The 12248-nt window shown below is 53.0% G+C and carries 13 protein-coding genes; 7 read left to right on the top strand and 6 right to left on the bottom strand.

What is annotated here, in order from left to right; genetic code table 11:
* The first annotated feature begins 85 nt into the window (after positions 1–85).
* From prs to osmB, 6 genes are all read left to right on the top strand, one after another.
* Entirely contained in the window at positions 86–1033 is a 948-nt protein-coding gene (gene prs, locus AC6I4B_RS13280) for a ribose-phosphate diphosphokinase (RefSeq protein ID WP_058648973.1), read from the top strand.
* A gap of 124 nt (positions 1034–1157) precedes the next feature.
* Positions 1158–2840 (top strand): C4-dicarboxylic acid transporter DauA, encoded by a 1683-nt coding sequence (gene dauA, locus AC6I4B_RS13285; protein ID WP_497765715.1) that lies wholly within the window; start codon positions 1158–1160, stop codon positions 2838–2840.
* 120 nt (positions 2841–2960) lie between these two features.
* Positions 2961–4946, top strand: a complete 1986-nt coding sequence (gene pdeR / locus AC6I4B_RS13290) for a cyclic di-GMP phosphodiesterase (RefSeq protein WP_497765717.1) — start codon at positions 2961–2963, stop codon at positions 4944–4946.
* Positions 4947–5028: 82 nt separating this feature from the next.
* Positions 5029–5211, top strand: coding sequence for a YciZ family protein (locus AC6I4B_RS13295; RefSeq protein ID WP_497765719.1), 183 nt, complete (start codon positions 5029–5031; stop codon positions 5209–5211).
* A gap of 72 nt (positions 5212–5283) precedes the next feature.
* The gene (yciT, locus tag AC6I4B_RS13300; RefSeq protein WP_497765721.1) at positions 5284–6033 is read left to right on the top strand and encodes a DNA-binding transcriptional regulator YciT; all 750 of its coding nucleotides are present in this window, start codon (positions 5284–5286) and stop codon (positions 6031–6033) included.
* Positions 6034–6373: 340 nt separating this feature from the next.
* Positions 6374–6592, top strand: a complete 219-nt coding sequence (gene osmB / locus AC6I4B_RS13305; protein WP_497765723.1) for an osmotically-inducible lipoprotein OsmB — start codon at positions 6374–6376, stop codon at positions 6590–6592.
* Positions 6593–6667: 75 nt separating this feature from the next.
* On the opposite strand, the gene yciH is transcribed toward osmB, so the two are convergent.
* From yciH to pgpB, 5 genes are all read right to left on the bottom strand, one after another.
* On the bottom strand, positions 6668–6994 hold the full coding sequence (gene yciH, locus AC6I4B_RS13310; RefSeq protein ID WP_497765725.1) for a stress response translation initiation inhibitor YciH: 327 nt from the start codon (positions 6992–6994) through the stop codon (positions 6668–6670).
* Positions 6994–7728, bottom strand: coding sequence for an orotidine-5'-phosphate decarboxylase (gene pyrF, locus AC6I4B_RS13315; RefSeq protein ID WP_497765727.1), 735 nt, complete (start codon positions 7726–7728; stop codon positions 6994–6996). The genes yciH and pyrF overlap by 1 nt, the downstream gene beginning before the upstream one ends.
* Positions 7729–7937: 209 nt before the next feature.
* Positions 7938–9107 (bottom strand): lipopolysaccharide assembly protein LapB, encoded by a 1170-nt coding sequence (gene lapB, locus AC6I4B_RS13320; protein WP_497765729.1) that lies wholly within the window; start codon positions 9105–9107, stop codon positions 7938–7940.
* Between the two features lie 6 nt (positions 9108–9113).
* On the bottom strand, positions 9114–9422 hold the full coding sequence (locus AC6I4B_RS13325; protein WP_497765731.1) for a LapA family protein: 309 nt from the start codon (positions 9420–9422) through the stop codon (positions 9114–9116).
* A gap of 142 nt (positions 9423–9564) precedes the next feature.
* Positions 9565–10317: a phosphatidylglycerophosphatase B gene (gene pgpB, locus AC6I4B_RS13330; RefSeq protein ID WP_497765733.1), complete on the bottom strand. Its 753-nt coding sequence runs from the start codon at positions 10315–10317 to the stop codon at positions 9565–9567.
* Between the two features lie 166 nt (positions 10318–10483).
* On the opposite strand from pgpB, the gene ribA reads away from it, so the two are divergent.
* Entirely contained in the window at positions 10484–11074 is a 591-nt protein-coding gene (gene ribA, locus AC6I4B_RS13335; RefSeq protein ID WP_106929021.1) for a GTP cyclohydrolase II, read from the top strand.
* 43 nt (positions 11075–11117) lie between these two features.
* Here the strand turns inward: ribA and AC6I4B_RS13340 are convergent, their stop codons facing one another.
* Positions 11118–12245: an ABC transporter ATP-binding protein gene (locus AC6I4B_RS13340; protein ID WP_497765735.1), complete on the bottom strand. Its 1128-nt coding sequence runs from the start codon at positions 12243–12245 to the stop codon at positions 11118–11120.
* Positions 12246–12248 lie beyond the last annotated feature (3 nt).

Here is a 12248-nt window from a genome sequence, read left to right on the forward strand (position 1 = left end):
ACACCGCATGGATGAAATCGTGCCTGGCCCGCACAGTTTTTGGCTCATTTCATCCACCACTGGACGCATGCCTGAGGTTCTTCTCGTGCCTGATATGAAGCTTTTTGCTGGTAACGCCACCCCGGAACTAGCACAACGTATTGCCAACCGCCTGTACACTTCCCTCGGCGACGCCGCTGTAGGTCGCTTTAGCGACGGCGAAGTCAGCGTACAAATTAACGAAAATGTACGCGGTGGTGATATTTTCATCATCCAGTCCACTTGTGCTCCCACCAACGACAACCTGATGGAATTGGTTGTTATGGTTGATGCCCTGCGTCGTGCTTCCGCAGGCCGAATAACTGCCGTTATTCCTTACTTCGGTTATGCTCGCCAGGATCGTCGCGTACGTTCTGCTCGTGTACCTATCACCGCTAAAGTCGTTGCGGACTTCTTGTCCAGCGTTGGCGTTGACCGTGTACTGACAGTAGATCTGCACGCTGAACAGATTCAGGGCTTCTTCGATGTTCCGGTTGATAACGTATTCGGTAGCCCAATTCTGCTTGAAGATATGCTGCAACTGAACCTGGATAACCCAATTGTGGTTTCTCCAGACATTGGCGGCGTTGTTCGCGCACGTGCTATCGCAAAACTGCTGAACGATACCGACATGGCTATCATTGACAAACGTCGCCCGCGTGCGAACGTTTCCCAGGTTATGCATATCATCGGTGATGTTGCCGGTCGTGACTGCGTGCTGGTTGATGACATGATCGATACGGGCGGTACGCTGTGTAAAGCGGCTGAAGCGCTGAAAGAACGTGGTGCAAAACGCGTATTTGCTTACGCAACCCACCCGATCTTCTCCGGCAATGCGGTTAACAACCTGCGTAACTCTGTCATCGACGAAGTGGTTGTCTGCGATACCATCCCGTTAACGGATGAAATCAAAGCACTGCCGAACGTTCGTACCCTGACTCTGTCCGGGATGTTGGCCGAAGCGATTCGTCGTATCAGCAACGAAGAATCCATCTCCGCCATGTTCGAACATTAATCGGATTTGGTTAAAAAACCCGCTGCGGCGGGTTTTTTTGTCTGTATTAAATATTTGTATTACATATGCCTCCTTCACCTGCCATTCACTTGACAGATGATGCGCTCATGGATGAAACATTATTGTGAATAAATTATTTTCCTCACAGGTGATGCCTTTCCGCGCTCTCATCGACGCTTGCTGGAAAGAGAAATACACCACTTCCCGCTTTACTCGTGACGTTATTGCCGGGATAACCGTTGGTATTATCGCTATCCCGCTCGCCATGGCGCTGGCAATAGGCAGCGGTGTTGCACCGCAATACGGTCTGTACACCTCCGCCGTCGCGGGGATTGTTATCGCGCTGAGCGGTGGCTCGCGCTTCAGCGTTTCCGGCCCGACCGCCGCTTTTGTGGTGATTCTCTACCCGGTGTCACAGCAGTTTGGCCTTGCAGGCCTGCTGGTCGCCACGCTGATGTCAGGCCTGTTTTTGATCCTGTTTGGGCTAGCCCGTTTTGGTCGCCTGATTGAATATATTCCGCTGCCGGTCACGCTCGGGTTTACCTCCGGGATCGGCATCACTATTGGTACGATGCAGATAAAAGACTTCCTCGGCCTGCACATGACGCATGTCCCGGAACATTATCTGCAAAAAGTCGGCGAGTTAGTGATGGCGCTGCCCACCACGAACCCTGGCGACGCCGCCATTGGTATCGTCACGCTAGGCACGCTGATCCTCTGGCCGCGCCTGGGCATTCGCTTGCCTGGCCATTTACCTGCACTGATTGCAGGCTGCCTGGTCATGCTGGTTGTTAATCTGATGGGTGGCCACGTAGCGACCATCGGCTCCCAGTTTCATTACCTGCTGGCGGATGGCACTCAGGGCAACGGTATTCCACAATTGCTGCCACAGTTTATGCTGCCGTGGAACCAGCCTGGCTCAACCTTCACCTTGAACTGGGCTTCGCTGCAAGCGCTGTTACCTGCCGCGTTCTCGATGGCAATGCTCGGCGCGATTGAATCACTGCTGTGCGCGGTGGTGCTCGACGGGATGACCGGTACTAAACATAAAGCCAACAGCGAGCTAATCGGTCAGGGATTGGGCAATATTATTGCGCCGTTCTTTGGGGGGATTACCGCCACTGCCGCCATCGCACGTTCCGCAGCTAACGTTCGCGCCGGGGCCACCTCGCCGGTTTCCGCCGTTATTCACGCCATTTTGGTGATTCTGGCGCTGCTGATTCTTGCACCGGTGCTCTCCTGGCTACCGCTCTCCGCCATGGCGGCGCTGCTGTTGATGGTCGCCTGGAACATGAGTGAGGCGCATAAAGTCGTTTATCTGCTGCGTAAAGCACCGAAAGACGACATTATTGTGATGCTCATTTGCATGTCGCTGACCGTGTTGTTTGATATGGTTATCGCGATTAGCGTTGGTATTGTGCTGGCATCGCTGCTGTTTATGCGCCGTATTGCTCGCATGACGCGCCTTTCTGCCGTCAACGTTACCGTGCCGGACGATGTGCTGGTGCTGCGCGTAATTGGCCCGCTATTCTTTGCCGCCGCTGAAGGGTTATTTACTGAGCTGGAAACCCGTATCGCAGGTAAACGTATCGTTGTCCTGAAGTGGGATGCCGTACCGGTGCTGGATGCTGGTGGTCTGGACGCTTTCCAACGCTTTGTCAAAAAGCTGCCAGAAGGCTGCGAACTGCGGGTATCGAACGTTGAGTTTCAGCCGCTGCGCACCATGGCGCGCGCCGGTATCAAACCGATTCCAGGGCGTTTAGCGTTCTTCCCGAATAAAGACGCCGCGCTGGCGGATATCAAATAAGAGAATGGCTCCGTGAGGAGCCATTTTTTTTAGCTTCTTCACCTCTACTCCCTTTTTTCCCTGCGAATTGCCGAAAAACGTTCACACTGAATTCAGGCTCATTCGAACGCGGGAGAAACCATGTCACGCTCTTTGGCGCAGAATCTTCTCGATCCTAATTCTGATAAAACCAGTCTTTACTGGCGGTTAGCGCGCAGTGAACCCACGCTGCATTTGAGCATTGACCTGGAAACGGATGGCGAACTGGCCGTGCCGCTAAGCGCAGAAAATGCCCAACGAATCCATAATATGACCGTCACTACCTCCAGCGTGGCGGTCAATATTCAGCTCAACGGCTATGACGTACCGATTCATCTGATTGGTCGCAAAGTCAGTTGCACCGAATGGGCGGGTACGGCCTCCTCCTGGTTTGATACCTCCTCCGTCGCTCGCGACCTGCTGCAAGGGCTGCTGTTCGCGGAACAGGTGGTGTCTGAGGCCAATGCGGTGATCGTGATCCTCGACCGCGAAGGCAAAATTCAGCGCTTCAACCGCCTGTGTGAAGAATATACCGGAGCCAAAGAGCAGGACGTGATTGGCAAAACGGCGTTTGATCTTTTTATGTCTACTCCCGACGCCAGCGCAGCAAGGGAAAATGTCAGCCGTTTTTTTAATAACGGCGGGCCATATGAAGTTGAACGCTGGATAAAAACCCGCAAAGGGCCGCGCCTGTTTTTGTTTCGTAACCGTTTTGTCCACAGCGGCAGCGGTAAAAATGAGATCTACCTGATTTGCTCCGGTACGGACATTACCGAAGAACGCCGGGCGCAGGAGCGACTGCGCATTTTAGCTAATACCGACACGATTACCGGGCTGCCAAATCGACACGCGATTAACGAACTGATTGGCAAGGCTATCGACAACCGTGCTGCCAACGAGCAAATCGGCCTGGTTTATCTTGATCTCGATAATTTTAAGAAAGTGAACGACGCTTACGGCCATGTGTTTGGCGACCAACTTTTACAATCGGTCGCGCTGTCGATTTTAAGTTGCCTGGAAGACGGCCAGACGCTGGCAAGGTTGGGCGGCGATGAGTTTATCGTCTTAGCCACGCAGACTTCGCAGAGCGCATTAGAGGCGATGGCCTCGCGAGTATTAACCCGCCTGCGCGACCCGTTTCGCATTGGCCTGATTGAGGTGTACAGCGGCTGTTCATTAGGGATTTCTATCGCGCCGCTGCACGGTGAAGACCGTGAAAGCCTGATCCGCAACGCGGATACCGCGATGTACACTGCCAAAGAGAAAGGCCGTGGCCGTTTTAGCGTCTTTTCACCAGAGATGAACCAGGGGGTATTTGAATACCTGTGGCTGGACACCCATCTGCGCAAGGCGCTGCAAGGTGACCAACTGGTGATTTATTACCAGCCGAAAGTGGCGCTCGATGGCAAAGTGTACAGCCTGGAGGCGCTGGTACGCTGGAACTCGCCAGAGCGCGGGTTGATTCCGCCAATGGATTTTATCTCTTATGCCGAAGAGTCAGGGCTGATTGTGCCGCTGGGGCGCTGGGTGATGCTTGACGCCATTCGCCAGGTCGCCGAATGGCGCGACAAGGGAATAGACCTGCGTGTGGCCGTTAACGTCTCAGCACGTCAGTTGGTCGATCAATCCATCTTTAGTGATTTAAAACAGGCACTGAAAGAGCAGAAATTTGACCGCTGCCCTATTGATATTGAGCTAACCGAAAGCTGCCTGATTGATAACGCCGACCAGGCGCTGGCGGTGATTCAGCAGTTCCGCTCACTGGGGGCACAGATTCACCTCGATGATTTCGGGACCGGCTATTCGTCTTTATCGCAGTTGGCGCGCTTCCCTATCGACACCCTCAAGTTAGACCATATTTTTGTCCAGCGTGTGCACGACCATTCGGTATCGCAATCGCTGGTGTTAGCGATTATCGCCGTTGCCAGAGCATTAAATTTGCGGATTATCGCTGAGGGCGTGGAAGATATGGATGACGACGCATTTTTAATCCAGCATGGCGTAGATGAACGGCAAGGCTATCTCTTTGCGCGCCCAATGCCTGCTGCCGAGCTTGAGCGCTGGCTCGTCGCACATCAGGGGTTATAAGGTAAGCCGTTTTTTTCACTTCTCTTTTGCCAGTAAATTTAGCATCATTGATTTCAATCGAATTTATCAACAGGATTCCATTATGTCCGAGCTAGACGCACGTCAGGTAGCCCAACGTATTGATACCGTACTTGATATTTTGGTTGGCGGTGACACCCATTCCGCAATCAACAATCTTGAAATCTTAAAAGCGGAATTATTGGCTCACGCCACCGACGAACGCGACAGCAGAACAGGTCAGCCTAAATCCCCATGGGAAATCTGACACCCTTCGCCCTGCGAGCGGTGACCATCACGACAGCCATCGCCTTCGCACAGAGATATTGATGCATTGATTATGAACTCCCGACAGCAAACTATTTTACAACTGGTTATTGATAAGGGCCGCATGAGCGTCGCCGATCTGGCGAAAATGACCGGCGTATCTGAAGTGACCATTCGCCAGGATCTCAACCTGCTGGAGAAGCAAAGCTACCTGCGCCGTACTCACGGTTTCGCCGTGCCGCTGGACAGTGAAGACGTTGAGACGCGCATGATGAATAATTTTGCACTCAAACGTGAGCTGGCGACATTTGCCGCATCGCTGGTGCGCCCTGGTGAAACCGTGTTTATCGAAAACGGCAGCAGCAACGCGCTGTTGGCGCGTGCGCTGGCAACCCAGCCGGATATCACTATCATCACCGTAAGCAGCTACATCGCCCATTTACTGAAAGAGACGCCGGGAGAAGTCATTCTGCTGGGCGGCATTTACCAGAAGAAAAGCGAAAGCATGGTAGGGCCATTGACCCGCCAGTACATTCAGCAGGTGCATTTCAGCAAGGCGTTTATCGGCATTGACGGCTGGCAGCCTGAAACCGGTTTTACCGGTCGCGATATGATGCGCGCCGATATCGTTAACGCGGTGCTGGAAAAAGGCAGCGAAGCGATTGTACTGACCGACAGCTCAAAATTTGGCGCTACTCATCCGTATCCGTTAGGGCCAATGAGCCATTTTAATCGCGTGATCACCGATGACAATTTAGCCACCGAAAAACAGTTGCAGTTAGAGCAATCTGGCCTGACGGTAAATATCGTCAAACGCCCGTAGCCCCCGCCATCCGGTGCGGTGAGCACCGGATTTCTCCTCGCTGATAATCCCCTTTCGCGATATTCCCCAAATAATTCGGGTAGGTGAAGGCCGCCAATGCTCAGGCAACTTGTATAAGAGTTTTCCGACCGGGTAATTAAGACTTTTTACCTGTCGGCAACATCCCAGAATCGTAAAATTAATATCAGCGAAATAACAGGAAGTAATTATCACTTGCGTGACTTTTAGCCACGAAATTTACAACCTGCGCAACAAGCTTCACGGAGAACGCACCGAGTACCTCTGGCAACGGCTATACTCAAAGTGCTTTTTTCGTGAATAGAATATTCAGGAGAAAAAAATGACTTCAATGAACAAAAAAATGACGGCTGCGGTGTTGGCGGTAACGCTGGTAATGTCCCTGAGCGCATGTTCTAACTGGTCAAAACGTGACCGCAATACCGCGCTGGGTGCGGGTGCAGGTGCGGTTGGTGGTGCGGTGTTAACCAACGGTAGCGCACTGGGTACGCTCGGCGGTGCTGCGGTCGGCGGGATTATCGGCCACCAGGTTGGCAAATAATTCGCAACAGAATTGCTGATTATCAAGGCCCCGATGAGTATCGGGGTCTTTTTTTATTTGTCTTGCCTGACCGGCTTAGCCACCAGCCAGCTTCACTTTCATACCTTTGGCTTCGAGCAGCGTTTTTAACAGGTCACGCTTGTCGCCCTGAATCTCAATCACGCCGTCTTTCAGTGAACCGCCGCAGCCGCATTTCTTTTTCAGCTCGGCAGCCAGTTTCGCCAGCGCCTCGTCGTCAAGATCGATACCGGTAATCAGGCATACGCCCTTCCCTTTGCGACCGCTGGTCTGGCGCTGAATGCGTACAATGCCGTCGCCTTTTGGGCGCTCTGGCGCGGCTTTCGGCTCATCAATACGCCCGGTTTCCGTTGAGTAGACCAGACGGCTGTTTGCATCGCTCATTACGCCCCCACATTCAACGAAGCATTAATGTCACGCAGGGTTTGCGCGGGGTCAGCCGATTGCGTCACCGGACGGCCAATCACCATATAGTCAACGCCCGCCGCTAATGCCTGCTCAGGGGTCATAATGCGGCGCTGATCGCCTGCATCACTGCCCGCAGGGCGAATGCCTGGAGTGACTAATTTAAACGCCTGCCCCAACGTTTGCTTGAAGAGTACCGCTTCCTGCGCCGAGCAGACCACGCCATCCAGACCACAGTTTTTGGTCAGTTGCGCCAGTTTCGCGGCGTAATCTGCCGGGGACAACGCAATGCCCAGATCCTGAAGGTCGCTGGACTCCATGCTGGTCAGCACGGTAACGGCAATCAACAGTGGCGCATCGTTGCCAAACGGCAGCAGGGCTTCACGGGCAGCCGTCATCATTCGCGCGCCGCCCGAAGCATGTACGTTCACCATCCAAACGCCCAGATCCGCCGCCGCCGCAACCGCATGTGCCACGGTATTCGGGATATCGTGGAATTTTAGATCGAGGAAGATATCAAAACCACGCTGTTGTAATTCGCGCACAAACTGCGGCCCAAACAGCGTGAACATCTCTTTGCCGACCTTTAAGCGGCAGTCGCGCGGGTCGATACGGTCAACAAAGGCCAGCGCCTTGTCACGGTTATCATAATCAAGAGCAACAACAACGGGAGAGGATGTGGTAACACGGGAAGAAGATGAAGCAACGGACATGACTGGACCTTCTTGTTGATGGGCACGCAGGGTGCAGAAAAAGGTATACACATCATCTTTCAGGCGACCTTTGAGTGGAGCCGGTCTGGATGATATTGCGCATAAACGGGCAGCATTCTACCCGCGCGGCCCAGCGCGCACAATGCCGGAGGCCACTACAGAGTGGGAATTTATAGTATGTTGTAACTAAGTGAGCGATTCTTTAGAAATTACTGACCATCAAGGCCGCGAATCGGTTTGATGGTTGACCACGCGCGGCAGGATGGGCAGTGCCAGTACATCGTGTAAGCCGTAAAGCCGCATTTCTGGCAACGATAGCGCGGCTTGCTGCGCACCTGTTCGCCAACCATGTCACGCAGCACCATCAGGCTTTCTTTCGCGCGCCCTTCTTCCGCCTCGTTAAGGTGGTAATCCATGAGTTTATGGAACACACGCATCGTTGGGTGGCGTTGCAATTGGCGGGTGACGTAGGTTTGCGCGGCTTCGCTGCCCTGGCTTTGCTCAACGGCTTGCGCCAGCATCAGTTCAGCCGCCGCACCGGTATTTTCTTCCACGCAGCGTTGCAGGAACTGTTCCCACTCGCCTTCTTTACCCAGTTGCTGGTAGCAGGTTTGCAGCATTTCCAGCGTTTCACTGACCAGTTCTTTATCCTGGTTGATAACCCGCAGCAAGCTATCCATCGCTTTGGCGTAGTCACCTTTTGCCATCCACGCGCGCCCCATCATGATGGACACTCGTGCGCTGGACGGGTCTGCCGCCGCACCGCGCTTCAGCAGCGACATCGCTTTATCCAGATCGTCATTGCCCATTTGCTGGAGCGCCAGTTCACACCAGAAGTGGGCTATCTCACCACGGTGTTTGTCTTTACCCAGTTTGACCAGGCGCTCTGCGGTATCAATGGCTTTCTGCCAATCGCTGGTCGCCTGGTAAATTTGCAACAGTTGTTGCAGTGCGCCAATGCGGAAGTCGGTTTCATCCACCAACTGGTTGAACATGTCTTCGGCGCGGTCGTACAACCCTGCCGCCATGTAATCGCGGCCCAGTTGCTGTACCGCCAGCAGGCGCTGGTCGTAGGTCAGCGAGGCGCTTTCCATCAGCGTTTGGTGGATACGGATGGCGCGGTCAACCTCGCCGCGCGAGCGGAACAGGTTACCCAGCGTGAGGTGGGCTTCCACGGTACCGGTGTCCTCTTTGAGCATATCGAGGAACAGGTCAACCGCTTTATCCTGCTGGTTGCTTAAAAGAAAGTTCACCCCTGTCACGTAATCACGCGACAGGCGGCTCGCTTCGTCCTGTTTGGACTGTTGTGCACTTCTGCGGCCCATATACCAGCCGTAAGCGGCGGCGACAGGTAAGAGCAGAAACAACAACTCCAGCATAGATAATTATTCCTTCGCCGCCGGAGCCGACGGTGCTACCGTGGCGACCGTTTCTGGCGCAATTTGATGTTCCAGTCTTTTAATTTTACGTTCCGCACGCAGCAGTGAGACGCGCACGCGCAGCCAGAACAAACCACAAACCAACCAGCCTATAGCAAAACCAACGGCAAATAACACCGCCAGCAGCGTCGAAATTCTAAATTCGCCCTGCGCCAGCAAATAGTTGAAGGTCACAAGCTGATCGTTTTGTGCGCCCAGCGTCACTGAAATGACGAAAATCGCTAACAGTACTAAGAAAATGAGTAGGTATTTCACATTACTTCCCGTTATGTGGCTTCGGCAGTGTCTACACAGCACCCAGCCTTATAAAATAACATCTTCACCGCGACGACGAAATGGAAAAGCGCACCGTAAGCCTTAGATCTGCGGTTAAGCGCGATAAAAATCAACCCTTTTCCTATTTCCTGTTCGTCGCACCCTGTTGATATGTTTCTTTTTCCAGCGAAAAACACCAGCGTCCGGCACACCAGGTCGCCAACGTGGCCAAAACCCACGACATGGTGGTCGCCATCATTAAGTCCAGCGGCCAATGCATACCCAGCAGTAAGCGGCTGCCCATAACCGCCGCCGCCCACGCCATAATCAGCGCCACGGTGAATACGTGATGGCGCGGCCACAGCAGCCCAACCGCCAGCAGCGCCCACGTAGCGGCAAACATCGTGTGCCCGGACGGGAAGGCAAATCCGGTCTCTTTCTGCCAATGATGGCGCAAATAGTTTGGAATATCACGTTGTTGCGCTAGCTGCTCTTCCACCAATGCGGCTCTGTCTTTACGCTTTAAAGTGTAGAACTGCTCTACGGGGATTTGCTGTGTTTTTTCCAGCCAGACCACAAATGGCCTCGGCTCCTGTACCTGGGCCTTGATTAGCGATTTTGCCCCCTGCCCCATGACAATAGCGGCACTGAGAATCAAAAACAAAATGACAGAAGCACGAAAAGGCCAGCGCAGTAGCCATAAAAACAGCCCGCACAGCAATAAATGGGTAATGATTCCCCACGGCTGAGTCACCGTTTCAGTCACTGCGTACAGTACTTTTAGCCATGTACCGCTGTGCCCTGGTAACCATTGCCATCCACAAAGCCAAACCATTACTGGCATCAATAAAAGTATGGCGGCCGCAATTAACGTTCGTCCGGTGATGACGCGCATTTCTGTTCCTTTTCCGTCAATGTCACAGCCTTAGCTGAGAGTAAAGTGTCAAATTTGTGCGCTTTACGCCCGGTTACCCGCGCACTATTAGGTGAAGTAAAGCACGTTGTGGCAAAATAAGGAAAACAGAAGGCGTCGCTGACGCTGACATAATCTGGAGAATCACATGCAGCTTAAACGTGTGGCAGAAGCCAAACTGCCAACCCCCTGGGGCGATTTCCTGATGGTGGGTTTTGAAGAACTGGCAACCGGGCACGATCACGTCGCTCTGGTTTTTGGTGATATTACTGGGCAAACGCCTGTGCTGTCGCGGGTTCACTCTGAATGTTTGACCGGTGATGCACTATTTAGCCTGCGCTGTGATTGTGGTTTCCAGCTTGAAGCTGCACTGTCGCACATTGCGGAAGAAGGCCGTGGGATCCTGCTTTATCATCGTCAGGAAGGCCGAAATATTGGTTTGTTGAATAAGATTCGAGCCTACGCGTTGCAGGATCAGGGCTACGATACTGTCGAAGCCAACCACCAGTTGGGCTTTGCCGCCGATGAGCGTGACTTCACTCTCTGTGCCGATATGTTCAAACTGTTGGGCGTGGATGCGGTGCGTCTGTTGACCAACAACCCGAAAAAAGTAGAAATTCTGACTGAAGCGGGCATCAATATTGTTGAGCGTGTGCCGTTGATTGTTGGGCGCAACCCGAAAAACGCCCACTACCTCGATACTAAAGCGGCGAAAATGGGCCATCTGCTGACCAAATAACGCGATTGTCGCCGTTTATCGCAATAAACGGCGACGTTCTACCCTACAGCGAGATATTCAGTTCGCTGTTCGCATCAAACATGTGGCATCTCTCCATATCAAAACGGAACCACACTTGGCTTTGCAACCCCGCCGCGAGCACCGGTTTTGCCTCATCGGACGGGATACGCACCGTCATTTCAAACTCGCCAACCTGCAGATAAAGAAAGAACTCGTGCCCCATATTCTCGACACGGATTAACGTCCCCTTGCCGCTGCCCGCAATAAATGGCTGCGTCGCCACGGAGATATATTCTGGACGAATACCAAAGAAAATGTCTTTATCCACGTATTGCGCTACCTTGCCCTGCTGCTGCGCGTTAAGCGGTAACGTATTATCGCCAACGGTAATGTGCAGCCCATCCTCTTTTTTAATGATTTTTCCCGGTTTGATGTTCATTTCCGGCGCACCAATAAACCCTGCGACGAACATATTTTTGGGATAATGATAGAGATTATCCGGGGTATCCACCTGCATAATGTGGCCCAACTTCATAACGCAAATGCGGTCGCCCATGGTCATCGCTTCGGTCTGATCGTGGGTAACATAAACCGTTGTCGCCGGTTTACCAGACAGTTTCAACTGTTTGTGAAGATCGGAAATACGAATGCGCATCGAGGCACGCAGTTTGGCATCGAGATTAGACAACGGTTCGTCAAACAGGAATACGTCGGGCTTTTTCACAATCGCCCGCCCCACCGCCACGCGCTGCGCCTGACCACCGGAAAGCTGACGCGGCAAACGGTCTAGCAGGTCTTCCAGCTCCAGAATTTTAGCGGCCTCGTTTACCTGGCTTGCTATCTTGTCTTTCGGCAGTTTGCTGAGCTTAAGACCAAATGCCAGGTTTTCGCGCACGGTCATGTGTGGATACAGGGCATAGTTCTGGAACACCATCGCAATACCGCGTTCTTTCGGCGCGAGGTTATTCACCACTTTTTCGCCAATCCGAATTTCACCGCCGCTGATAGTTTCCAGCCCCGCCAGCATCCGCAAGGTGGTCGATTTGGCACAGCCGGATGGCCCGACAATCACCATAAACTCCCCTTCTGCGATAGAAAGATCGATACCATGTACCGCTTTGAAGCCGTTGGAGTAGACCTTTTCCAGTTTTGTAAAAATCACTTCAGCCATGAT

It is taken from the genome of Kluyvera fluvialis (genome assembly GCF_059725275.1).